The sequence below is a fragment of the Shewanella psychropiezotolerans genome (assembly GCF_007197555.1).
In the GTDB taxonomy this organism is placed as follows: Bacteria; Pseudomonadota; Gammaproteobacteria; order Enterobacterales; family Shewanellaceae; genus Shewanella; species Shewanella psychropiezotolerans.
In genome coordinates, this window is the sequence record NZ_CP041614.1 from 4,532,757 (window position 1) to 4,556,669 (window position 23,913).

Annotated in this window: 21 protein-coding genes and 1 riboswitch; of the genes, 15 read left to right on the forward strand and 6 right to left on the reverse strand. The window is 45.1% G+C overall.

The window, feature by feature from the left end; all coding sequences use genetic code 11:
- Nucleotides 1–176 precede the first annotated feature (176 nt).
- Together FM037_RS19970 and FM037_RS19975 are read left to right on the forward strand one after the other, a co-directional pair.
- Nucleotides 177–3,395 (forward strand): hypothetical protein, encoded by a 3,219-nt coding sequence (locus FM037_RS19970; RefSeq protein ID WP_144047439.1) that lies wholly within the window; start codon nucleotides 177–179, stop codon nucleotides 3,393–3,395.
- Nucleotides 3,396–3,535: 140 nt separating this feature from the next.
- A complete protein-coding gene (locus tag FM037_RS19975; protein WP_324617086.1) occupies nucleotides 3,536–4,162 on the forward strand; it encodes a type II secretion system protein in 627 nt (208 codons plus the stop codon).
- Nucleotides 4,163–4,200: 38 nt separating this feature from the next.
- On the opposite strand, the gene FM037_RS19980 is transcribed toward FM037_RS19975, so the two are convergent.
- On the reverse strand, nucleotides 4,201–4,731 hold the full coding sequence (locus tag FM037_RS19980; RefSeq protein WP_144047441.1) for a TlpA family protein disulfide reductase: 531 nt from the start codon (nucleotides 4,729–4,731) through the stop codon (nucleotides 4,201–4,203).
- A 233-nt stretch (nucleotides 4,732–4,964) separates the two neighbouring features.
- Here FM037_RS19980 and FM037_RS19985 point away from each other — a divergent pair, with 233 nt between their 5' ends.
- Nucleotides 4,965–5,399 (forward strand): hypothetical protein, encoded by a 435-nt coding sequence (locus FM037_RS19985; RefSeq protein WP_144047442.1) that lies wholly within the window; start codon nucleotides 4,965–4,967, stop codon nucleotides 5,397–5,399.
- Nucleotides 5,400–5,442: 43 nt separating this feature from the next.
- Here FM037_RS19985 and FM037_RS19990 read toward each other — a convergent pair whose 3' ends face one another.
- From FM037_RS19990 to FM037_RS20005, 4 genes are all read right to left on the reverse strand, one after another.
- The gene (locus FM037_RS19990; protein ID WP_144047443.1) at nucleotides 5,443–6,021 is read right to left on the reverse strand and encodes a thymidine kinase; all 579 of its coding nucleotides are present in this window, start codon (nucleotides 6,019–6,021) and stop codon (nucleotides 5,443–5,445) included.
- 208 nt (nucleotides 6,022–6,229) lie between these two features.
- A complete protein-coding gene (locus FM037_RS19995) occupies nucleotides 6,230–7,798 on the reverse strand; it encodes a Na+/H+ antiporter NhaC family protein (RefSeq protein WP_144047444.1) in 1,569 nt (522 codons plus the stop codon).
- A 78-nt stretch (nucleotides 7,799–7,876) separates the two neighbouring features.
- Nucleotides 7,877–8,094: riboswitch (Lysine riboswitch) on the reverse strand.
- A gap of 204 nt (nucleotides 8,095–8,298) precedes the next feature.
- Entirely contained in the window at nucleotides 8,299–9,222 is a 924-nt protein-coding gene (locus tag FM037_RS20000; RefSeq protein WP_144047445.1) for an electron transfer flavoprotein subunit alpha/FixB family protein, read from the reverse strand.
- Complete coding sequence (locus tag FM037_RS20005) at nucleotides 9,222–9,971, reverse strand: electron transfer flavoprotein subunit beta/FixA family protein (RefSeq protein ID WP_144047446.1); 750 nt, start codon at nucleotides 9,969–9,971, stop codon at nucleotides 9,222–9,224. Before FM037_RS20005 ends, FM037_RS20000 begins: the two co-directional genes overlap by 1 nt.
- Before the next feature lie 305 nt (nucleotides 9,972–10,276).
- Between FM037_RS20005 and FM037_RS20010 the strand changes: the two genes are divergently transcribed.
- From FM037_RS20010 to FM037_RS20035, 6 genes are all read left to right on the forward strand, one after another.
- The gene (locus FM037_RS20010) at nucleotides 10,277–10,669 is read left to right on the forward strand and encodes an H-NS histone family protein (RefSeq protein WP_144047447.1); all 393 of its coding nucleotides are present in this window, start codon (nucleotides 10,277–10,279) and stop codon (nucleotides 10,667–10,669) included.
- A gap of 166 nt (nucleotides 10,670–10,835) precedes the next feature.
- A complete protein-coding gene (locus FM037_RS20015; RefSeq protein ID WP_144047448.1) occupies nucleotides 10,836–13,910 on the forward strand; it encodes an amidohydrolase family protein in 3,075 nt (1,024 codons plus the stop codon).
- Nucleotides 13,911–13,993: 83 nt separating this feature from the next.
- Nucleotides 13,994–15,271 (forward strand): amidohydrolase family protein, encoded by a 1,278-nt coding sequence (locus tag FM037_RS20020; protein ID WP_407695669.1) that lies wholly within the window; start codon nucleotides 13,994–13,996, stop codon nucleotides 15,269–15,271.
- Nucleotides 15,272–15,354: 83 nt separating this feature from the next.
- Entirely contained in the window at nucleotides 15,355–15,741 is a 387-nt protein-coding gene (gene rcsF, locus FM037_RS20025) for an Rcs stress response system protein RcsF (RefSeq protein WP_144047449.1), read from the forward strand.
- A gap of 40 nt (nucleotides 15,742–15,781) precedes the next feature.
- On the forward strand, nucleotides 15,782–16,546 hold the full coding sequence (gene tsaA / locus FM037_RS20030) for a tRNA (N6-threonylcarbamoyladenosine(37)-N6)-methyltransferase TrmO (protein WP_144047450.1): 765 nt from the start codon (nucleotides 15,782–15,784) through the stop codon (nucleotides 16,544–16,546).
- A 15-nt stretch (nucleotides 16,547–16,561) separates the two neighbouring features.
- Entirely contained in the window at nucleotides 16,562–17,176 is a 615-nt protein-coding gene (locus FM037_RS20035) for an acyltransferase (protein WP_144047451.1), read from the forward strand.
- Nucleotides 17,177–17,530: 354 nt separating this feature from the next.
- Here the strand turns inward: FM037_RS20035 and FM037_RS20045 are convergent, their stop codons facing one another.
- The gene (locus FM037_RS20045) at nucleotides 17,531–18,163 is read right to left on the reverse strand and encodes a class I SAM-dependent methyltransferase (RefSeq protein ID WP_144047453.1); all 633 of its coding nucleotides are present in this window, start codon (nucleotides 18,161–18,163) and stop codon (nucleotides 17,531–17,533) included.
- An 811-nt stretch (nucleotides 18,164–18,974) separates the two neighbouring features.
- Between FM037_RS20045 and FM037_RS28870 the strand changes: the two genes are divergently transcribed.
- The 6 genes from FM037_RS28870 to FM037_RS20075 all read left to right on the forward strand — a co-directional run bounded on the left by FM037_RS28870 (nucleotide 18,975) and on the right by FM037_RS20075 (nucleotide 23,857).
- Entirely contained in the window at nucleotides 18,975–19,472 is a 498-nt protein-coding gene (locus FM037_RS28870; protein WP_144047454.1) for a hypothetical protein, read from the forward strand.
- A gap of 261 nt (nucleotides 19,473–19,733) precedes the next feature.
- Nucleotides 19,734–19,928 (forward strand): HAMP domain-containing protein, encoded by a 195-nt coding sequence (locus tag FM037_RS28875; protein WP_221937433.1) that lies wholly within the window; start codon nucleotides 19,734–19,736, stop codon nucleotides 19,926–19,928.
- A gap of 26 nt (nucleotides 19,929–19,954) precedes the next feature.
- Complete coding sequence (locus tag FM037_RS30000; protein ID WP_267874791.1) at nucleotides 19,955–20,086, forward strand: hypothetical protein; 132 nt, start codon at nucleotides 19,955–19,957, stop codon at nucleotides 20,084–20,086.
- A gap of 60 nt (nucleotides 20,087–20,146) precedes the next feature.
- Nucleotides 20,147–20,707 (forward strand): methyl-accepting chemotaxis protein, encoded by a 561-nt coding sequence (locus tag FM037_RS28880; RefSeq protein ID WP_229380948.1) that lies wholly within the window; start codon nucleotides 20,147–20,149, stop codon nucleotides 20,705–20,707.
- 129 nt (nucleotides 20,708–20,836) lie between these two features.
- Nucleotides 20,837–22,546 carry a proline--tRNA ligase gene (locus tag FM037_RS20070; RefSeq protein WP_144047457.1) on the forward strand — a complete coding sequence of 570 codons (1,710 nt, stop codon included), beginning with the start codon at nucleotides 20,837–20,839 and terminating at the stop codon, nucleotides 22,544–22,546.
- Nucleotides 22,547–22,729: 183 nt separating this feature from the next.
- On the forward strand, nucleotides 22,730–23,857 hold the full coding sequence (locus FM037_RS20075) for a patatin-like phospholipase family protein (RefSeq protein WP_144047458.1): 1,128 nt from the start codon (nucleotides 22,730–22,732) through the stop codon (nucleotides 23,855–23,857).
- Nucleotides 23,858–23,913 lie beyond the last annotated feature (56 nt).

Here is a 23,913-nt window from a genome sequence, read left to right on the forward strand (position 1 = left end):
TCGACTAAAATTAATCTTTACGCAACATACGTCAAACAAATGGCATGTAACAACTTTCAATACAAGTAAATTTTGTATATCTTATACGAACAGTTTGATAACAACATACTAGATGTGATGGATCACTTTGCAATGCATGAGCATTGCTCATTATGTTCTCATTTGAGGAAGGTAAAGTGGCCATATTTAGTCAAATTAACAAGGGTTATCTAGATTCAGCTTTACAGTTGCTAGCTGTAAACTTTCGCTTTTTAAGCCTGATGATCACTGCCACATTGTTAACAGCTTGTGGTGGTGACGACGATGGCTTTCCAAGTTATGAAACCTTCTCGCCACCAACAGCCACACAGCTATCGACCTCCCCTCAAGCTGAGGTCGATACCATTTTATCCCTAGATTACCAGTTTAATGATGCCGCTAACCGCCCGGAAGGTGGCAGTAAAGTAAGTTGGTATCTTGATAATCAACTGCAAAACCATGATAGTCAGTTTACACCGAGCAAACTTCATGAGGGGCAATGGCTCCACTTCTGTGTCACCCCTATCGCAGCTTACGGAAACAACAACACTGGCTCACAAGTTTGTTCTATCGCAGAACTTATTTTACCAACATCAGGTAGTGTTCCTGTTGCTGAAAATATCCTCATAATATCCCCATTGCAGCCAGGTTCTAAGATTGAAGGGTCATACTTATACACGGATGCGGATGATGATGCCGAAGCTGCTAGCCAGTTAATCTGGCGCTTAAACTCCTCAGAAGTCGCACAAGGGCTGCATTATTTGCTTCCAGTGAATTCAGAAGGTGCAATACTTAGCTTTTGTGTCACGCCAAAGTCTTTAACTGGTGAGCCAAACATAGGTGCAGAAGCTTGCGATACTAAAACTGTCATTGGTAGTTATACGCCCCCAACAGCTAGCAAGTTGCTGATCAGCCCGACTCCCGTGATAGGCAACCTGCTCAATGGCAGTTACCTGTATAATGACGCTAACAACCGCCCCGAGGGAGATAGCTTACTGAGCTGGGAAGTAGATGGCACCGAAGTCGCCACAGGCTCAACAGTAACACTCGTCGTCGCTGATGAAGGTAAAGATATTAGTTTCTGTGTTACTCCATTAGCAACTTATGGCCAGAATGCAATAGGGCTCCAAGTCTGCTCAGCCCCCTCTAACATAGATCCAAAAGCTGGTAGTGCTCCTGTTGCTAGCAGCTTAGCTATCTCATCGCCACTGCAACCCGGGCAAAGTGTCACAGCCAGTTATTTCTATAGCGATGCCGATGGTGATATTGAAGCCAGCAGTCTGACTCAATGGCGAATCGATAACCTGGCTAGCGGCACAGGCTTAAGCCTCACTTTACCCATAGACAGCGAAGGGAAAACTCTGCAATTGTGTGTCACCCCGATTGCGCAAACTGGCTCCCCTAAACAAGGGCTACAGGTGTGTTTCTCACAAAATATCACTGGGACCTATACCGCTCCGACTGCAACCATTTTGTTAATCAGCCCAGCTCCGGTGGTAGGTACCTTACTCACTGGCAGCTACCTGTATAATGACGCTAACAGCCGCCCCGAGGGAGCTAGCTTACTGACCTGGAAGCTAGATGGTACTGAGGTTTCAGCAGGAGAGACACTCACTCTCGCCGCCACCGATGAAGGTAAAATCCTAACGTTTTGTGTTACCCCTGTGGCAGCCTATGGCATCAATGCCACCGGTACGCAAGTGTGCTCGACGCCAGCGAGCATTTTCCCCAAAGCAGGCAGCGCCCCTGAAGCAAGCGGCTTAACCATCTCATCGCCACTGCAACCCGGGCAAAGTGTCACAGCCAGTTATCTCTATAGCGATGCCAATGGTGATATTGAAGCCAGCAGTCTGACTCAATGGCTAATCGATAACCTAGCTAGCGGCACAGGCTTAAGCCTCACTTTACCCATAGACAGCGAAGGGAAAACTCTGCAATTGTGTGTCACCCCGATTGCGCAAACTGGCTCCCCTAAACAAGGGCTACAGGTGTGTTTCTCACAAAATATCACTGGGACCTATACCGCTCCGACTGCAACCATTTTGTTAATCAGCCCAACTCCCGTGGTAGGCACCTTACTCACTGGCAGCTACCTGTATAATGACGCTAACAGCCGCCCCGAGGGAGCTAGCTTACTAAGCTGGCAGGTTGATGGCACCGAAATCGCCACAGGCTCAACAGTAACACTCGTCGTCGCTGATGAAGGTAAAGATATTAGTTTCTGTGTTACTCCATTAGCAACTTATGGTCAGAATGCAACTGGAGATCAGGTTTGTACTCTTGCCGCTAACATTAATCCAAAAGCAGGCAGCGCACCAAGCACAACTAACTTAAGTTGGGATACTTTCGTCAAACCCAGTACCTTTTTAACTGTTAGCTATGACTTTATCGATTCTGATGGCGATGCTGAAGGGGTTAGTCTGTTCAGTTGGAAACTGGATAATGTAGAAGTCAGCCAAAACATCTCATACACACCGTTAGCAGACAGTGGCGGTAAAAGCCTAAGTTTTTGTGTTACAGCTGTCGCCGTGAGTGGTACACCAAAAATAGGTTCACAAGCCTGCATCACCACAGACATAGCGGCTATCTTGCTCACCGGTGAATTAAAACTCAATCAAACTTTAACCTTAGATGTGAAAGGCTATAGCGAAACTGGCGTCACCTGGAAGTCGACCAACCCGGCTGACAATGCAGTAAGATCCACCAGCAACACCAGCTATACTATATCCCGCTTACCCATTACTCAGTCAGCATTCAGACTGGTAGGCTACGATGTGGAGGTCTGTGTGACCACTGTTGAGGAGGGAGAGATATGTAACTTAGTATCCCAATATCCTGTAACGAGTGTCACTGGCGGACTGCCTATGACACTCGATGGTAGCAACCAGATAACCAGCAGGGCCATAGCGTCGGTTGATTATATCGAGCTGACCATAGCGACGGTCACCAAACGATTACATCGACCACTTAGCATAATCGAGTCGGTCCTGCTTAATGCGGCAATACCAGCATCGCCACTTCATGATGGTCAAGACTCTGAAATTGGCAGCAATGTACTCTGGGGGTTATACACTTGGCCCAATGCCGATGCTTTGTGCACCGCTCGTGGAATGACACTCGCCGTAGAGGGTAACACTGATGTCTCAAACCCCTTCGGCTTGAAGCAGTTTTATGATGCTGCAGAAGCCAGTTACCCTGAATTTGCCAGCGCTCATGTGGGTAATGCCCTAGGCTGGGGAGTGGATAACGAATATTACTGGAGCAGCTCAGATATCGGCGGTGGCAGCCACAGAGACTTCTATATGGTGACCGGATCGCCAGGGAGCATCGCCGACACGACTCCAGAATACGCTGCTTGTCTTGAGCTAGTGCCTTAGAAACCAGCAGCCAAACCAACCTAAGAACAACAAAATAAATCCAACCGACACAAGTTAAAAACAGAACCCGCACACAATAAATAAAACCAGCAACATATTAAAATAGTTCAGTTTTATTTATCGATTTGAGTGATACATTCTTGATAAGAAAGTTTAATCTAAGTATATTCCGCGCACAATTTGTTAGTGATATATATAAAGTGTCTTTAAACAAAAATCAAACTGGCTTTACCTTAATCGAGTTAGTGGTTGTCATCATAATCTTAGGCATACTCGCAGTTATTGCTACTCCTAAGTTTCTTTCGCTAGGCAGTGACGCTCAGAAAGCCAATCTTGAAGGGATAGCTGGTTCCATCGCCTCAATGAATCAACTTGTACACTCAAAAACCCAACTTGATGGCATTGCCGATAGAGAAGATTGCGATGGCACATGTAACAACAATCCAAATTGGGATCGACAGGTAGGTTACTTCTACATAGATGTATCAGATACACGTCTGTATGTATCGAACGGCTATCCAAAAGCTACTGGTACCTCATCTTCAAATACGCTAGTAGAAGATAACTATAAAAGTGTAATGGGATTATCTGATGATGATTTCGTGTTTGGAATAGGTTCATTTTCCTCTTTTGCTATTATCCCCAAAAAATTTGCAGACAAGTTAGCAGACATTCGAAGTGGTAAGTTCAAATGCCACGTCGAATATCGCTCCCCAGTGCCAAAATTTGAATATTTTACCCGTGCTGTTACTGATGATTGTTTTTAATTAGCCACTCGCGCCTAGTTCTAGGCTGCATCTATCACTTAGTGGCTAAGAATATAATCAACAGCTTGCTTCAACTTCTGGTTGTTAGGATCTGAAATATTTGTCACCCAGACAACCTCTCCACGGCGATTGATAAATACCGTCGTCGGGGTGCCGGGAACACCATAAGCTTTAGCGGCACTCTCCCCTTTCACTAAGGTTGGGAACTGAATACCTCGCTCCATTAACGTCTGGGCAGGATCGGCTCCCTCATCTTCATTGAAACTTATTCCTAAGATCTGCAAGTCGCTATCACTGTAGTCCACACGCAACTTCTCCAATCCTGGCTGCAGTTTCTTACAATAAGGGCACCAGGTCGCCCAGAAGTGTATGATAGTCGGCTTACCCTTATATTCTGACCATTGGTGAACCTTGCCTAGGGGATCGGCTAATGCGAAGTTAGGTGCCAGTTTCACATCCTCGCTGAACTCTAATGAGTTTACATCCGAGTTTATGAAAACAAAGGTTATTAAACCCAAGATAGTAAAAACTACAGCCGCTAAACCAAAAGCCTTGATGCCAAATTTCATTTGAATAAATCCTCCCTATAATATCAACTGGTGTAAGCCTCCAAACAATCACCGAAGGCAAACCGACTACTGGCAGTCCAAGCTATGAACTCACTTGCAGTTAATTCATAGCTATAGACCGAATACTTAGCAATTAACATTCAGTAAAAATAAAATATGTTCAGCAGATAAAATGAAATTTTTATGGGCTTTACACTATCTTTGTTTATAAGCTAGGCAATGAAATTAACAATATGCAGCCGACATTTCCGAAGAGTAAAGAACACATTTTCCAAATAACCGCCATTTTTAGCATGGTATTTGCGCTTGTAGGATTTAGCTACAACGTCTGGCGAATGGAGGTCACTGAATATAACTCAACAATGCGCTCGGCAAGCTTTGAGCTCTTGCTACAACTGTCTGAGCTGGAAGGGATCATCTACGCGGCCTATTACGATAAAGATCAAATCGCCGGAAACCCGCGAAAAGGTTGGATTAAAGTAAACCTGATTGCAGACTTGAGCATGATCACAGAACCGGAATTGCAGCAAGCGACTCAACAACTAAAACAAGAATGGCAGCAAGATTGGGATTCGATAGGAGATGACGAAACGAGTGTAAAACAAATAATCGCCAAGATAGATAACACACGGGAAGAGGTAAGGCAGTTACTGTCCAAGTTGGATTAATGAGAGGTCCTAATACTTAGATACTAGGACCTAAACGCTGATGCTAATCCCACAAAAACTCTCTGAAATGCTTGCGGCAAACAGATTCATAGCTCTCGTTGCCACCTATGGCGACCTGCTCACCTTCACGCATAGGCTTGCCCTCATCGTCTAATCTCACCACCATGTTCGCCTTGCGACCACAATGACAGATTGTTTTAAGCTCGACCAGTTTGTCTGACCAGGCCAGTAGATATTGGCTACCGGTAAATAACTCTCCCTGAAAGTCTGTTTTCAGGCCATAACAGAGCACAGGTATATCCAATATGTCGACGATATAGGTCAGCTGTTTGACCTGCTCTTTACTCAAAAACTGAGATTCATCGATAAGGATACAATGCAGTTTCTGCTCTTCATGAGCCGTCGTTATCATCTTGGCAATATCATCGCTACTACCAAATACCTGCGCAGCGGTTTCGATACCAATGCGTGAAGACACTTTACCCACACCGTATCTGTCATCGATTGAGGCCGTCATCACTAAGGTGTTCATGCCACGTTCGCGATAGTTATATGAAGACTGCAAGAGTGAAGTAGACTTACCGGCATTCATCGCCGAATAATAAAAATAGAGCTGTGCCAAACTGATATTCCTTATACGTGAATTCGGCTACAGTTTAACAATTTTTATAACGAAAATCATGTGCCAGTGCTATTCAAGCCAATACTCACTAATTCTGATAAACAGCGACTGGATTACTGCGAAACTCTAGACAAAAAAATACCGCTCATATGAGCGGTATTTCACTTGCTAGTCTTGCCTTAGGCTAGCAACAACATTGGTAGCATGGCTAGCTGGTAGACTGAGTAGATTTAACCTTCAAAACCAAGACGCTAATCACAAATAAGATGCTACAGGTAGCGAGTCCAGCCATCAGAGACTCGGTGAATCCCAGCACGATATAACCGCCCAAGCTGATCCCCGCCACGATTAAGGCATAGGGCAGTTGAGTGACCACATGATCGATATGATGACAGTTAGCTCCCGTGGAGGAGAGGATCGTCGTATCTGAGATAGGTGAACAATGATCACCAAATACTGCACCAGCGAGCACTGCCGCAAGCATAGGTAACATCATATTGGTATGAGTACCCATCGCCATGTCCGCGGCAATAGGTAGCATGATACCAAACGTCCCCCAGCTGGTGCCGGTAGAGAACGCCGTCAGTCCTGCAAGCACGAATAAGACGGCGGGTAACAACGCAAACGGAATATTACCCGATGCCAGACTCGCCATGTACTTACCTGTCTCTAATTGACCAATCACGCCGGCAATCGTCCAGGCAAATAGCAAGATATAGATGGCTGGCAGCATAGAGCGAGCACCAGCAACCAGACCTTTAGTTAGGTATGACTTATCCAATCCTTGTATCAAGACTAAGGCCAGAGTCGCAATAAAACCGACCAAGGCACCGAAGAACAAAGACGAAGCTACATCGGTATTTTCAAATGCACCAAGAATACTGAAAGGTTTTCCGTCTGCTGCTAAGACGTCTCCGCCGCTGCTCACCATGAAATAGAAGGTCGCAAGAACCAGTACGATAATGGGCAGAAATAATCCCAGAATCTTACCGTTATCGGCCTCAGGCAGATCTGAATTAGCTCCGGGGGGTAAGCCTTTAGCCTCATCATATAAGTTACCCTTCTGCGCATTGAGCTCATGCTGACGCATGGGGCCGACATTGAGATCCATGAAGGCGACACAAAACAAAAGTAGCAGTGCAAATATGGCATAGAAGTTCATCGGGATCATCTGGATAAAGATGCTCAGATGTCCTGAATCTGTGAAACCATGGGCGGTGAGAATACCGCCGATCAAGGCGATGATATAAGCCCCCCAACTCGACACGGGAGAGATCACGCAGATTGGTGCAGCTGTCGAATCCAAAATATAGGCGAGCTTGCTGCGAGAGATATAATATCTGTCGGTCAGAGGTCTGGCGACACTGCCGACGACTAAGCTGTTGAAGTAATCGTCGATAAAGATCACGCAGCCTAAGAACATGGTCATCAACTTGGCATCACGTTTACACTTTATGTGACCCCTTGCCCAATCGGCAAAAGCGTTAGCCGCACCGCTCACCGTAATAAGCGCGGTGATCATCCCCAATAGTACCAGGAAGCCTAGCAGATACATGTTCCAGGCATTGAGAGCACCATCATCCCAGAATAGGCCAGCAACTTGCTCGCCTAAGTATTGCCCAGATGCTATGACAGAGAAATCGTTTATCAAAATAGCGCCGAGTAATATTCCCAGCCCTAAAGAGAGCAATACACGACGTGTAACAATCGCCATCAGAATCGCAACCACAGGTGGCAGCAATGAGAGCGCCGAATCGGCGTAACTTAAAGTTGTCATTTAATTATAATCTTAGTTTTAAGTACGAATGGAGGCTGCTGAACTGGTGGGATATTAAAGATATCTGAAAACACCTGTCCTATCAGTAGCGCTCCATAGTAATACCGTTAGTTAAAAGGTATAAATTTTCTTATCATCCAGATAAGAAATACTATGGCAGTGCTGTACCTATTCGATACAGCCCCAGCAGTAAACCGTGATATGTATTACTACTTCGGCATCAAAGCCTTTCATGATAGATAAGCGGTATCACCCTGACTATCACTACTGATCTTTAATGCACCTCTACTTCTCAGGACGTTTATCATGTGCCGAACTGATAGTACCAAACAGAGGTACTAAACTCAGGAAAACATGAAAACGTGAAGTTAATAAAAACACAAGCGGCTTTGAGGATTCTACCCCAAAGCCGCTCACTGTGACTAAGATCACGCTTATTTAGTGTAAATCAAAAGGGATTTCACCTAAAACTTACATTTACACAGCATATAATCGATAAGTTATAGCAAATCAGTTAGCTCGGGAACCGCTTCAAACAGATCCGCTTCCAAGCCGTAATCGGCAATCTGGAAAATAGGCGCTTCAGGATCCTTGTTGATGGCGACGATCACTTTAGAGTCTTTCATCCCAGCCAGATGCTGAATTGCCCCCGAGATACCCACGGCAATATACAAGTCAGGTGCCACAATCTTACCAGTTTGACCCACTTGAAGATCGTTAGACACAAAACCTGCATCGACCGCAGCGCGTGAAGCACCGAGTGCGCCACCTAGCTTATCGGCAAGCTTTTCTAAGATAGCAAAATTCTCACCGCTACCCAGACCACGACCACCCGATACCACAACAGATGCAGCGCCAAGTTCGGGGCGCTCAGATTCTGATAGGCTCTGAGAAATAAACTGAGTCACAGAATCGAATACCTTATCTATGGCAACAACATCCGCAGCTCCATCATTAGCGACCGCATCAAACGCACTTGAACGTACGGTTAATACCTTCTTAGCATCATGGCTCTGAACCGTGGCTAATGCATTACCTGCGTATATTGGACGGACGAAGGTATCGGCACTAACGACTTCTACCACTTCAGATAACTGAGCGACATCTAAAAGCGCCGATACTCGTGGTAATGTGTCTTTACCTTGGCTAGTAGCTGCAGCCAAAATGTGTTCATAATCACCGGCAAGATCCACGATAAGCTGTGCCACATTATCGGCAAACCCGTGAGCATATTGCGCCGACTGTGCGACTAAAACATGCCTGACACCTGCAAGTTGCTTGGCGGCATCGACCACTGCGGCACATTCATGACCGGCAATCAAGACATCGATATCGCCACCAATGGCTTGACCACAAGCGACAACTTTGGCGGTGTCCAGCTTCAAGCTGGCATTATCATGTTCTGCTAATACTAAAATTGCCATTAGATCACCTTCGCTTCATTCTTTAACTTATCGGCCAGTTCTGCAACGCTAGCCACCATAATTCCAGCCTTACGCTCGGCAGGTGGAGTCACTTTTAATACTGTTTGATGCTGCTTCAGACTTACACCTAAATCATCGATAGAAAGGGTCTCTAATGGCTTACGCTTTGCCTTCATGATGTTAGGTAACTTAGCGTATCTGGGTTCATTTAAACGCAAATCAACCGTCACGACTGCTGGCAGCGAAATGGTGACACTCTGTAGGCCGCCGTCGACTTCACGTGTCACGGCAAGAGAGTCGCCCTCGACTTTAACTTCTGAAGCAAATGTCGCCTGAGGCATATTAGCCAGTGCCGACAGCATCTGTCCGGTCTGGTTATTATCACCATCGATAGTTTGCTTACCTAAGATAATCAGTTGTGCCTGCTCTTTTTCCTGAACTGCATTGAGCAGCTTAGCAATAGATAAAGGTACTAACGCCTCTTCAGTCTGGATATGAATACCACGATCGGCACCTAAAGCCATTGCCGTGCGTAGTTGCTCTTGTGCGGCTTTAGGGCCCACGGTAACAACCACAATTTCAGAAGCTACACCAGCTTCTTTTAGGCGCACGGCTTCTTCTACGGCAATCTCACAAAAAGGGTTAATCGCCATTTTCAAGTTAGCGGTATCGACATCGGTATTATCAGCATTCACTCTGACTTTAACATTGGCATCGACGACGCGCTTAACAGGCACCAATACTTTCATAGGGCTTCCTTCTTACGTCATATTTAGAGGGTTGAGTATAGGTTAACACCTACACAAAGTAGCTCTACTTTACGTGCTGTTAACGTTAACGTCAATAAGGATTCAAACGCTTGTTTGTATTTTTTTTGATACATATCATATTCTGGTGATTTTTAACCGAATAAAATAACAATAAACAGCAGATAATATGAATATAAATATATATTCATTAATTTAATTAAAATAACATTTGAAACTTGTTCTAATAATTCCTATTATTAGTCTGATATTTAATAACTCACTTAATATAATTGGACCAAATAATTATGAGCGATTTTCTTGAAATACTAACTCATGGCCGCCGTTTTAAAGCCGCAGTAAAAGAACTATCGATTGAAGACTTAAAAGAATTAGCGGTAAAACTTGATAAAGTTATCTCAGAAAGAGACTCTCAAGCAGAAGCTGAAGCAGAAGCTACGGCAGAAAGAAATGCCAAGATAGATGAAATCCGCAAACAGATGGAAGCCGTTGGCTTATCAATTGATGATCTGGGTGCATCGGCGGTAAAACCAGCACCTAAGAAGCGCGCTCCACGTCCAGCTAAATATGCTATCGACGTGAATGGCGAGGCAATCACTTGGACTGGTCAAGGCCGTATGCCGACAGTATTTAAGACTGAGCTAGATAAAGGCCGTTCTATGGATGACTTCCTAATCTAAATCACTTCTATCAAACAGAAGTAGTATATTAGACCGGCTTATGCCGGTTTTTTTATACTTTGGATTTAACACTATTGATAAAAATCATTACAATTGCCACTTGGTATTTACACTAAAATTCAGATAACCTCTGGCTAGGTTTCACTATTCATAGTTAATGTCTAAAATGCATCACAAAATAAAAATAATAACGATAATCACGACATTATTGTCAATCAGTTCATTGCAAGCGCAGGCAAATGATCAACTCACTGATAACACCCCCAAATTAACCGCTCTCACTCATGCGACCTTAATGATTGAGCCAGGTAAAAAAATAATAAATGCCAGTTTACTCATTCAAAACAATAAGATTATAGAGGTCATAAAAAATAATAAAGTGCCAGAGGATGCACTCATTATCGATCTGCATGGTTATACCATCTATCCGGGGTTTATCGACCCTTTTACCGACTACGCCATCGAATTTGAATACCCACAAGATGAAGTGCGACCTCCTATCTATGAGATAAAACGTATAGGTGGAAATGCTGAAAATGGCGCTATTCACTCTGAAAAATCTTGGTTCAATTATGTTCACCCTAATAAAAATGATGCAGAACCTTGGATCAAAAATGGATTTACCAGTGTTCAGAGCAGTAATTTAGATGGCATCTTTCGTGGACGTGGGGTGACATTATCTTTAGCTGAAAAAAGTGCCAATGAAATTATCTATCGTGCTCATTCCGGTCATTTTTTAGCATTCGATAAGGGCAGTTCCCCCCAAGATTACCCAAGCTCTTTGATGGGCAGCATAGCGCTTATTAGACAAACTTTTGCCGATGCCAATTGGTATAAAGAAAATAAAGACAAGTCATTTTCAAAATCTGAAACTCAATTGATTGAATTTAATAGTGCACTCCTGGCTATAGCCAATATTGAGAGTGAACAGATTATTTTCGATACTAGCAACCTCAACAGTCAACTCAGGGCTGCCAGCTTATTAAATGAACATGAATATAAAGCAAGTTTACTGGGTAACGGTATGGAGTACACTCGGCTAGACGAACTGAAAACTTATGGTTATGGCTTAATTCTGCCATTAAACTTCCCTGCCGCCCCCTTAGTTGGCGATGACGACAGTGAGAGAGAGATAAGCCTGGCACAGATGCGACATTGGGAGCGAGCACCGGCTAACTTGATGGCTGTTGAAGAGTCTCAGCTTCCCTTCTCACTGACTCAGCACGGCATCACAGCCGAAGACTTTTGGCCTAGACTCAAGCAGGCCGTAAAATATGGCCTGAGTGAAGCAACGGCATTAGCCGCACTCACCACCGAAGCCGCAGAAATTGTCGGCACCAGTGAATTTAGCGGTCGATTGAAGCCCGGGTTTATTGCGGATCTAGTGATCACTAAAGGTAATATCTTCGAAGATGGCGTAATTTACAGCATCTGGTTACAAGGTGATGAACACCCACTTATCGATAGGGATACTGATCTGTTGGATTCCAGCTATCAAATCCAGATAGGACAAGTCTCACTGGACCTGTCTATCTCTAACACCAATAAAGAAGATGACAAGATGTCAGGCACCTTAGCAAGCGGCGAACAAGAGTTGGTACTGTCTCAGGTGACCTATCTCAATAAGCGCTTAACCTTTAATGTCGATATGACAGAGGCTGGATTCGAGGGCATCAACCGTTTCACACTCTGGTTTGACGAACAAGGCATTCGTGGCCGCATGTCAGATAAGGATGGCGCACTCACCCCTGTAGCCGGAGTCTTGAGAGACGCCTTCGAAACGCCAAAAACTGAAGAAGATGAAACACCTGTCGAACTTATCTCTAAGTTAACCTTACCCAATATCGCCTATGGCAGAGACAGCTTAGCTAAAACAGAGAAGCTACACATAAGTAACGCCACCATCTGGACCTCTGATGAACAAGGAGTGCTTGAAAACAGCGACGTGCTCATATCGCGCGGCAAGATAGAGAAGATAGGCACAAACCTGAAAACACCTTCGGGTTATCGCCATATCGACGCCACAGGCAAGCATTTAACCGCAGGTATTATTGATGAGCACTCACATATTGCCATCAATGGCGGTACCAATGAAGGTACAGATGCCATCACCTCAGAAGTGCGCATCGGCGATATCATCAATCCCAATGATATCGCTATTTACCGCGCCTTAGCCGGCGGCGTCACCACAGCGCAGCTATTACACGGCAGTGCGAACCCTATCGGTGGTCAGGCCCAGGTGATCCAAATGCGCTGGGGCGAGAATGCCAACACGCTTAAATATACTCAGGCGCCTCCCAGCATCAAGTTTGCCCTGGGCGAAAACGTGAAACAGAGTAACTGGGGTGATAATTTCGACAGACGCTTCCCACAAAGTCGCATGGGGGTTAAATCTCTGTTCATCGAGGCATTCAACGAAGCCAGCGCCTATCAAAAATCAATTTATGATTATCGTCGCCTCAGAGGCAGTGAGAAGCGCAAACGTATCGCGCCTAAACCCAACTATCGCTTAGCCGCTATCGCCGAAGTGCTAGAGCAAAAACGGGATATCCATATTCACTCCTATGTTCAATCTGAGATCTTGATGTTCCTGCGCCTGGCAGAAGCCTATAACTTCAAGGTAAAAACCTTCACCCATGTATTGGAAGGCTATAAAGTCGCAGAAGAGATGGCTAAACACGGCGCCTCGGCCTCAACCTTCTCTGATTGGTGGGCCTATAAATTTGAGGTCTATGATGCTATTCCCCAAAACACCTGCCTGATGCAGAGCAAGGGCGTGCTCACCAGCATCAACTCAGATGACTATGAGATGCAGCGAAGATTAAATCAGGAAGCCGCCAAGTCTATGATGTATTGTGATATGTCGGCAGAAGATGCGTGGAAGATGGTCACCATCAACCCGGCGATTCAATTGGGCGTCGATCAATACATAGGCTCGATAACTAAAGGTAAGCAAGCGGATATCGTATTATGGGATCACTCGCCATTATCTGTTTACGCAAAAGTTGATGCTACCTGGATAGAAGGCAAACGCTATTTTGACCGTCAAACAGACAAGCAGTTGCAAACTGATATCGCTAAAGAAAGAGCGGCACTAATACAAAAGATACTGCTCAGTGAGTCCAAACCCAGCACGCTGCCTCCCGGAGAAGCGGTCATAGAGAGCAATGAGCCAGAATGGCACTGCGACACTCAATACGATGTTTGGCATCAAGCACACCAAATGAGAGCTGCGTTATGAAGCCTGTGACTCGAGTAACTAAAGAGCGAAATAAAGCGCTTGAACATGCACAAATACAACACATAGTGAGTAAGAAGATGTCTATGGCTGCCAAGCGAGTGCTGCTTTCTCTAGGCTTAGGCTGCATTGTCACCTTGCCCGTCCATGGCCACGATATGATCCCCGCCGAGGCACAGTCGACCGCGATATTATTTACCAATGCCAGCTTACATACCGCCGTAGATGGGGTGAAGCTAAACACAGATCTCTTAATAGAAGATGGCAAGATTATAGCCATAGGTCAAAATCTTATCGCTCCAGAAGCGATACATTTAGATATGACAGACAAGCACATCTATCCTGGGCTCATCGCCCTAGATACCAGCCTAGGCCTTGTCGAAGTTGAGATGATGCGCCCCAGTAATGACAGTTATGAAGTTGGCGAGATCAACCCCCAACTCGAAGTCATCACCGCCTTCAACCCAGATTCGGAGATCATACCTACCATACGCGTCAATGGTATTACCCATGCCCAAGTCGTGCCTCAGGGGGATAGTTTAGCCGGGCAGTCTTCTCTGGTCTCTCTCGATAGCTGGACAGTGGAAGATGCGCTAGTGCCGACTCAAGCCGCTTTTCACCTCTATTGGCCCCAATTCGGTCGTCTTTCTCAAGATAAAGAGAAACGCCAGGAGCAGATAGATAAATATAATGATCAAATCGTCGATATCTCCTTAGCTATTTCTGACGGATACCGTTACTTTCTGGCAAGTAAGGTTAATAAAATCAACAAAGTCGATTTAAGATGGCAATCCTTGCTTCCCCTCTACGAGGGAGAAGCTCAGCTATTTGTACACGCCAACACCCAAAAGCAGATAGAGGAAGCGGCATCTCTGGCCAAGCAATACCATTTCAAACTGGTTATCGTCGGTGGTTACGATGCCTGGCGCTTAGGTGAATTGCTCAACGAAATACAGGCTAAAGTGATTTATACTCGCACCTTAAGCCTGCCGATGAGAAAAGATGAGCCTATTGACCTGAGCTTTAAGATCCCCGCCCTACTCAAGCAAGCCGAAATCCCCTTCGCCTTAGGCTTCTCATCGGATTGGAATAGCCGTAACTTACCACTGGCTGCGGGTCAAACCGTGGCTTATGGACTCACTCGGCAAGAAGCACTGAAAAGTGTCACCCTGAATGCCGCAAGAATCCTCGACGTAGATAATATGGGAGCGATAGCCGTAGGTTATAAAGCTAACTTGGTGGTGTCTAAAGGCGATATCTTAGATCCCATGGAAACCAAGATAGAAAAAGTCTATATCAATGGACGCGAGATAGATCTCAATAATCGTCAACAACAGCTTTATCAAAAGTATCTAAAGCGCTAGAATTCCTACTGTTAGGATCATAAAAATAAATTCCAATATCACGAATATGAGTACGTCAGTCACTCTAATAACAGGCCTGAATAATGAAGACCCTATTAATCTCTGCACTAGTTTTACTGCTTAGCGCCTGTGCCGGCGAATATAAATTTAACAGTAACCTCAATGGTGAAGCCATCGACGATTATTTCAAGGCATCGGATGTCACTGTCTATAATAATGCTACAGCACCAAAACTTCCTTATGAGATCATAGGTTTAGTTGAAGGCGAAACATGCCAGGAGCAAGCCAATGATGCGCCGGCTGCGATAAGTGAAGCACGAACTCTAGCCCGCAGAGCTGCTGCCGATAAAGGGGCTAACGGACTGGTTATCAAGAAGTGTCTGGTATTTGAAGAGCAAGGCCAGGGCTGTTTCAGCCGCGCCATCTGTGTCGGCCAGGCAATCAAAACGCCAGTAACAGACAAGCAGTAATCTGCTTAAATATTTAATCTCCACTTCAAAGTAGTCATCAATGAGTTTTAGCAGTCAAATTCAAGCTGTGGCGTACTGTCGTACGCCCTATAAACAAAAATTTGGGATCCCCAGACAACCGGGACTCGTCAACGCCGCCCGCGGTTTTGTCGAACTCCAGGCCCCCTATAATGATATCGATACAGTCAGAGGCCTGGAGCAATACTCTCATCTCTGGTTAGTATTTTGCTTCCATCAAAACCTTGCCCAGGGCTGGAAAACTACGGTTCGCCCTCCCCGCTTAGGCGGCAACGAAAAGCTGGGTGTGTTCGCTACTCGCTCCACCTTCCGGCCCAACGGCTTAGGCCAGTCAGTAGTTAAGCTACATAAAATTCACCAGCGCAGAGGCTATCTGGCTTTAGAGATCTCGGGAATGGATCTCCTAGATGGCACACCCATCATAGATATCAAACCCTATATTCCCTTCTCAGATTCGGTTCCTGATGCATTAGGCGGCATCGCCCATGAAGCGCCAAAACTGACCAAGGTAGAATTTAGTCAAGATGCTAAGCAGCAGCTAGCAAGCTATGAGGGGCTCGAGCAATACCAACACCTCGAAGAGCTCATCATAGGTGTCCTTGCCCAAGACCCGCGTCCCGCCTATAAGAAAGCTAAAGCCGACCCTAAGATCTATCAAGTCGCCCTGTACGATCTCGATATTCTTTGGCACGTTGTCGAAGCTACTCATGCTCATGCTAAAAATAACGATAGTGATAGTGAAGACACCATTGTTGTGCAAGAGATTAAGACGGGGGTCAGTGTTTAACTGACTGCATAATTGATGACACAAGACGACTATCAAGCCCAGCATAAGAAACGCATGGCCTACATGCCTTGGCTCTACTTCAATCTCAAACCCAAGTTACTGGCTTGGGCCGAGCCTTGGCAGCAGGAAGTACAAGCCAACTTGATAGCCTTAGAGACCATCAGCTTAGGTGCTAATTGTTTCATCGCCCCGGAGGCAAACCTGTTTGCCGAACCAAACCGAGGTATCACAATCGGTAATAAATGCATGATCGCCGCCGACAGCTTCCTCCACGGCCCGATAATAATGGGCAATGAAGTCGCGATAAACCATGGCTGCTCTTTCGATGGCGGCAGCGCAGGCATCACCATAGGCTCTCAGACCCGCATCGCCAATAACGTCACCATTTATGCCTTCAACCATGGTATGCATCCTGACACAGCTATCTATCGGCAAAGCTCCGAATCTCAAGGTGTGATCATAGGCAAAGATGTGTGGATAGGTGCTCAAGCCGCCATAGTCGATGGCGTCACTATAGGCGACTGCGCCGTTATAGGCATGAATGCCACCGTCACTAAAGATGTACCAGACTATGCCATCGTTGCCGGTAACCCAGCGAGGGTGATTGGGGATAGAAGGGATAAGGTGTAGGTGTGTGTTTATGTGTAGAGCAATTAAGTGACATGTCGGATTCCGTACTGATTTTCGCAGAGCGAGTATATGCTACAACGGCCATTGCATTGATTTATTTTAATGTAGCTAAATTTACCTGTGCATCAAAATCATATGTGTAGGCGTTTACTTTATTGATAAGTAGAGAAAATGGACTGACTAAATGTGAAAGTAGAAATTCATGGTATTGCTTTACCATTGTTAACGTCATTTCGACATGCTCATTTATTATTACCTCGGCAATGAGAGTCACTCATTACTAATGAACAACATACATAATGCCATTGCTCAAAGTAGAAGTGCAGCGGCATTTTCGCCATCCGCAGCTTCACCTTATTCACATTCGCGCCTTTGATGGATCCATACTGAGCCGTAAAGGGAAATGTTATTGCCGAATGTCTCGTCAACGGCCTTGACCACACCAGGATGAGCAACCGTATAGTCATGACCAGATATAACCGGACAACCGGTAGAAACGGCCCAATCAATGTCCTTCCTCACGGATTCGTAGTCATGTCCTGCATCAATGAAAATCAAACTTGGTTTGAGGGTCCCATTGGCCAAATAGAAATCCGCCGCATTACCATCAAAAACCTGGGTTGAACAATGTTTTAATGCGTAACGAAGTGTGCGCATTGTAAACTGACGGTGTACCTCAGGAGGCAGAGAAAAAGGATTCCAAGTAAAATTTTCCACCGTAATAAGAATAACCCCAGTCCGCTTCATTGATGCGAGTAAATTCGTTGTGTGACCAAAAAGCGCCCCTATTTCAACAATTGGACCTTTATGCTTGCCTGATTGAACAACAGCATGTTTGATCCCCTGCTCATCATCCTCGGTGATCGAGCCCCACACCGACGTTTCGGTATTCTCGAAAAAATGTAAGTAGGATGTTAAAACAGGCTTTAGCTGTTTTCGATATTTTATGACTAAATTGAGTTCTGATAGTTTTTGCAAAACGCCCATAGTTCGTATTCTCCTGCATGTGTGAAATATACAACCTCACTTTTTCAAAACAGTGGCAAACGATTGAATAAACAGGTCACTAAATGAATCAATATCAGAGTCAGCACCCAATCTATTTTGTAGGGTATCAAGAGCAAAATTTATACTCAGATTTTCCATCCCTAAGAGATATTCTAGTCCATCTAGAATTTTTCTTGATCCATGTCATTTGAGATTGAATCAGAAACAAAGAGATCTTAGCTAAATGGTGAATTAAATGCGGGACTGCTGACCCAATAAATAAATCGGTTAGTTGGAATCAGACATGTTTGAAAGTATCAGCTTGCTTGTAAATACTGACTGCATTGAGATGCTTTAACTAAGCAACTTGATGCCATCAATGATCTCTCCCTTAACAAACTTCGGTGTCAGTTTAAGTATCCGCGCTTCTACCCAAGCTCGCCGATGGTCATAGCCTTTACCTGTATATTTGTCACCTCCACAGAGATGGACGTGGCGGACAATGTGGCTACAACAGTGATATTAAGGTGTGTCTTCGAGGCTTATTTCAGTACTCCGGGGACCGGCCATAATAGCCTCCTAATTAAGCTTTTTATTAATATTTAGTAAGAAATTAAAATAACCCATAAATTATGACCGCCCGGATTTACACCTATATAAAACATTTACAAATTGTATTTTTAATGATCCCCCACAATAGATATTTTCATTTTATTGATCGATACGACATTTATTGTATAAAGATCTCTGTAGTTTATTGTGACTGTCAGTTGTAACTTACGCTAAAATAAATTTCACTATAGGAAATGTAATGGCAAACAAGTTATCATTCAAAGTAAAAATACTCTCTACCCTAGTACTCATATTTATAACTACCATTTTCACTTCATTCTTAAGTGCTAACTACTATGTCAGTAGCTATATTTTAGAAAACGAAGAGAGGAATATTAATGTTCTGATGGGGTTAGTAGATGCTCAGACAACCGAAAATTTTAACAGTTGGATACTCTTGACCGAGAGCCTAAGATTAGAAGGTAACCCTCTGATTAAAACTACAAAAAACAGCGAATCCGCTTCGATAATCAGAATAATTAACAATGAAGTGACTAGTGATAAAGGGCCAATTCCCGATGTAAGGCAAGCTAAGAAGGTTAGAGAGCAGTTAACTCAAGCTACAGGTACAGAGTTAAGTAATATCTTCTACCAGAATAAAACACCGTTATTAAGTATTACCATCCCAAAGGGGCTGGGTAACGGTAATATATTCTATATAGACCTAACAAAAACACCTATCACAAGTAAGCCTTAATGGGCAATACATTAAAATTAGCGATCCTCTCAACCAGATTTTACATTCCAATAAGGTCGATGGCGAGTTAACCCCATTTGTCCACAATCTGAATATTGGCAATAAAACCTGGACGCTCACAGCCTTTCTAGATAACGAGCGTATAGTAAATAATACAAATAGCTTAAGTAGAATATTACACTAGCCTTATTTATTGTCTCTATTATTACTTTTCCTGTCAGTTTCTTTATTATTTACGGCACATTTAAACACCTCAGTTCATTGCGTGATATTATTGTTGGCCTCTCCAGAGGCGATGCAGACTTAACTCGCCGTCTTGATGTATACAGTCAAGATGATCTCGGCAAGATTGCAGGAGGGATCAATAGTTTCATCGAAAATTTACAGAAAATAATGCTGGATGTGTCTCAGTCCAATCAAGGGATACAGCTCGAGATTAATGAGCTAACAGAATAAAACTGATTCAAATAAGGCCCTATTGAATGCACACACTAGAGATTGAGAAAGTCGTTACCGCCATCAATGAGATGAGCGCAACAGCAGAGTCTGTAGCACAAAACGGCGCAAGGGCTGCTGAATTTACTCAATCGACTAGCGATGAGGCTGAGCGTTAAAAAATCGTTGTTCAAGAGGCGACCGACAGCTTATCTAAACTGGCTCAGCAGGTCGACGGCATGACGCAATCGATTGGAACCATGAGCCAAGACTTTGAAAAAATAGATGCCGTACTCAGAGTTATCGATGAAATTGCCGAGCAGACCAACTTATTGGCACTCAATGCTGCGATTGAAGCGGCAAGAGCTGGTGAGCAGGGGCGAGGCTTTGCGGTAGTTGCTGGTAAAGTCAGGGCGTTAGCCGCTCGTACTCAGCAGAGTACCTCAGAGGTTGATAGGATGCTGAGCGATTTACGTTCAGCTACGAGAGTAGTGGTCTCCTCGATGGATTCCACCCAAAAAAGCTGTAGCAAAACAGTAGACACCACCTCACGGGTAATGAGCTCCCTTGAAAATATGACCTCCTCAATCACTAGAATCAATGACCTAACTACAGAGATCGCATTTTCAGCAAAAGAGCAGAGTCTGATAACGGAAGATGTAAATATCAATATGATTGAAATTCACGAGATGATCCGCCAACTGAGTAGTAATGCTGTTGATACGGTCAAAAGCACACAGAGATTAATACAGGCTAATGTGCAGCTAAACGACGTTGTTGGAGGCTTCAAACTCAGCTAGAGACAAAATAGCCAGAAGCTAAACCAGAAAATGAAATAGCCCTTCATTCCAAGGGCCAATAAACTTGGTGACATCATATTCTCAGATGATAAAATGTCGGCCTATTTATTTCTGAACTGGATATCGGTAATGCGCGTAAGCAAGTACCTGCTTTCAACACAAAAAGAGACCCCTGCAGATGCAGAGGTGGTCAGTCATCAATTAATGTTACGTGCGGGCATGGTCCGCCGTAATGCTTCGGGTCTATACAGCTGGTTACCGACAGGACTTCGCGTTCTGCGTAAGGTAGAGGCTATCGTCCGTGAAGAGATGAACAAGGCAGGTGCAGTAGAGATCTTAATGCCTATGGTTCAACCGGCAGACCTTTGGGTTGAGACGGGTCGTTGGGAGAAGTTCGGTCCCGAACTGCTGCGTTTCCAAGATCGTCACAACCGCGACTTCGTATTGGGTCCGACCCACGAAGAGGTCATCACCGACATCATACGTAAAGAGATCAACTCCTATAAGCAGCTGCCTCTGACCTTGTATCAGATCCAGACCAAATTCCGTGATGAGGTTCGTCCTCGCTTCGGTGTGATGCGTTCTCGTGAATTCCTGATGAAAGATGCTTACTCTTTCCATCTGGATCAAGAGTCTATGGATGTCACCTATGACGCCATGTTCCAGGCTTATAACAACATATTCGAGCGTATGGGCCTGTCTTTTCGCCCGGTTTTAGCTGACACTGGCTCTATCGGTGGCAGCATGTCCCATGAGTTCCACGTCCTGGCCGATAGCGGTGAAGACTTGATCGCCTACTCGACCGAGAGCGATTACGCCGCAAACATCGAGAAAGCCGAAGCGCCGATGCCTACGGGTACCCGTGGAGCAGCAACCCAAAAGATGACTCTGGTCGATACGCCTAATGCTAAGACCATAGCCGAACTCGTCGAACAACACGATATCGCCATCGAGAACACAGTGAAGACCTTGATCGTTAAGGGCGCAACTGAAGAAGTACCTTTAGTCGCTATTGTGGTTCGTGGCGACCATGAGCTCAACGAAGTTAAGGCTGAAAAAATTGAAGCCGTACTGGCTCCATTTGAATTTGCCGATGAAGCCGATATTCGTAAGGCGATTGGTGCAGGACCTGGTTCTATCGGCCCAGTCGGCCTGAACATCCCTGTGTATATCGATCACAGCGTTAATGTGATGAGTGATTTTGGCGCCGGCGCTAACCAGGACGACAAGCACTATTTCGGTATCAACTGGGAGCGCGATCTGCCTCAGGCAGAAGTAGCCGATCTACGTAATATCATCGAAGGTGAGCCGAGTCCTTGTGGTCAAGGCACTATCGCCCTACTTCGCGGTATCGAAGTCGGTCATATCTTCCAGCTAGGGACTAACTACTCTGAATCTATGCATGCCAATGTACTGGATCAAAATGGTAAGTCTAAGACTCTTCTTATGGGTTGTTATGGTGTGGGCGTGAGCCGTATCGTGGCTGCTGCGATTGAGCAGAACCATGACGATCGCGGCATCATCTGGCCAAAAGCCATTGCGCCGTTCACCGTAGGTATCTTACCGATGAACATGCATAAGTCTCATCGCGTTAAAGATATTGCCGAGCAGCTGTATCAAGATCTGAATGATGCAGGCATCGAAGTCCTATTTGACGATCGTAAAGAGCGTCCGGGCGTGATGTTTGCCGACATGGAACTTGTGGGTCTGCCACATGTTGTCGTTATCGGCGATCGCAATATCGATAATGGCGTGTTCGAGTATAAGAACCGTCGCACCGGTGAGAAGCAGGAGATCCCATTCGATCAACTGCTCGACTTCCTTAAGTCTGCCGAGTAATCGCCAACAATTAAGCCGCTAGCTTAGCTGGTGTTGACACCAGACGCGCACTCCATCGGAGTGCGCGTTTTTTTATGGAATCTTTGTAGAAAGCTGCCGAACAATTTTAATCCATTAATCTGCTTGATTTTCTTCCACATTAGAGGCTTTAATTAAACCAGAGACTTGTGAATGGAGAAGGCTTTGCCAGAAAAAACAGCGATTGTGCTCGGCGGCGGCGGTGCAAGGGCCGCATATCAGGTGGGTGTACTCAAGGCCATCGTGCAATTTTACCCACGAAATCACGGTATTCCCTTCAAAATAATCTGCGGCACCTCAGCCGGGGCCATCAATGGTACCTCTATCGCCACTCATGCTTCCTGCTTTCATCTAGGGGTGCGTAAACTCGAATGGGTATGGCGTAACTTTCGAACCGAGAAGATATATAAGTCTTCGGCCAGGGGAATACTCGGGCACTTATGTAAGATGTTACTCATGAGCTTGCAAGATGACAGGATCAACACCAATGCCGGCAGCCTGTTTAACAGCGATCCCCTACGCGACATGCTCAATCAGCTTATCAACTTCATTCGTATCGACAGAAATATCGCCAGTGGTGCTCTCAACGCTTTGAGCATCGATGTCTCCTGCTATAACACATCGAGATCGGTCACCTTCTTCCAGGGCAGTCATGATATTACTGACTGGCATAGGGACAGGCGCAGCGGCCAACGCACTCAGCTCAACACAGACCATCTACTCGCCAGTTCGGCCATCCCGCTAATCTTCCCCTCAATTAAGCTCAATCAGGGCTATTACGGCGATGGCTCAGTGCATCAACTCGCCCCCTTGAGCAGTCCGATTCATCTTGGGGCCAAGAAAATTTTGGTGATAAATTTAGAGAGCCCCCACAAGCAGCAGCCCCAAGAGCTAGCCCACCACCCTAAGACGGCGACCATTACCGGTCATCTGCTCGATACCATCTTCTCCGATACCTTAAATAGCGATCTGGAACGTCTGGAGCGGATCAATGCCACGCTAGAATTAATCCCTAAGGAGAAGAGAGAGTCGCTGCCTCTGACAAAGATAGAAACCTTAGTCATCAAGCCCAGTGAAGACTTGAGTCAGCTGGCATCTTATTACTATCAGGAGATGCCGACGGCAGTAAAAGCTATGCTCAGACCTATCGGCATAAAACAAGATACCGACTCGAGTATCGTGTCCTACCTGTTATTCGAGCAGGCCTACTGCAGTGCCCTTATTGACTTAGGTTATCAGGATGCCATGTGTCAGATAGATGAGCTTCGTGATTTCTTCATGATAACTAAATAGAGAGCTAAATCGCGATAAGCGAGTCACAGGAGCTAGTCGCTAAAGGCTCTTCGTTA

Excerpts from the sequence above, each read along its gene's own strand:
- FM037_RS19980 (WP_144047441.1), bottom strand. The coding sequence starts at position 4,731 with ATGAAATTTGGCATCAAGGCTTTTGGTTTAGCGGCTGTAGTTTTTACT.
- FM037_RS19995 (WP_144047444.1), bottom strand. The coding sequence starts at position 7,798 with ATGACAACTTTAAGTTACGCCGATTCGGCGCTCTCATTGCTGCCACCT.
- FM037_RS20045 (WP_144047453.1), bottom strand. The coding sequence starts at position 18,163 with ATGGGCGTTTTGCAAAAACTATCAGAACTCAATTTAGTCATAAAATAT.
- FM037_RS20000 (WP_144047445.1), bottom strand. The coding sequence starts at position 9,222 with ATGGCAATTTTAGTATTAGCAGAACATGATAATGCCAGCTTGAAGCTG.
- FM037_RS20015 (WP_144047448.1), top strand. The coding sequence starts at position 10,836 with ATGCATCACAAAATAAAAATAATAACGATAATCACGACATTATTGTCA.
- FM037_RS20070 (WP_144047457.1), top strand. The coding sequence starts at position 20,837 with ATGCGCGTAAGCAAGTACCTGCTTTCAACACAAAAAGAGACCCCTGCA.
- rcsF (WP_144047449.1), top strand. The coding sequence starts at position 15,355 with ATGAAGACCCTATTAATCTCTGCACTAGTTTTACTGCTTAGCGCCTGT.
- FM037_RS20035 (WP_144047451.1), top strand. The coding sequence starts at position 16,562 with ATGACACAAGACGACTATCAAGCCCAGCATAAGAAACGCATGGCCTAC.
- FM037_RS28880 (WP_229380948.1), top strand. The coding sequence starts at position 20,147 with ATGACGCAATCGATTGGAACCATGAGCCAAGACTTTGAAAAAATAGAT.
- FM037_RS28870 (WP_144047454.1), top strand. The coding sequence starts at position 18,975 with ATGGCAAACAAGTTATCATTCAAAGTAAAAATACTCTCTACCCTAGTA.
- FM037_RS20020 (WP_407695669.1), top strand. The coding sequence starts at position 13,994 with ATGGCTGCCAAGCGAGTGCTGCTTTCTCTAGGCTTAGGCTGCATTGTC.
- FM037_RS20010 (WP_144047447.1), top strand. The coding sequence starts at position 10,277 with ATGAGCGATTTTCTTGAAATACTAACTCATGGCCGCCGTTTTAAAGCC.
- FM037_RS19985 (WP_144047442.1), top strand. The coding sequence starts at position 4,965 with ATGCAGCCGACATTTCCGAAGAGTAAAGAACACATTTTCCAAATAACC.
- FM037_RS20005 (WP_144047446.1), bottom strand. The coding sequence starts at position 9,971 with ATGAAAGTATTGGTGCCTGTTAAGCGCGTCGTCGATGCCAATGTTAAA.
- tsaA (WP_144047450.1), top strand. The coding sequence starts at position 15,782 with ATGAGTTTTAGCAGTCAAATTCAAGCTGTGGCGTACTGTCGTACGCCC.
- FM037_RS30000 (WP_267874791.1), top strand. The coding sequence starts at position 19,955 with ATGCACACACTAGAGATTGAGAAAGTCGTTACCGCCATCAATGAGATG.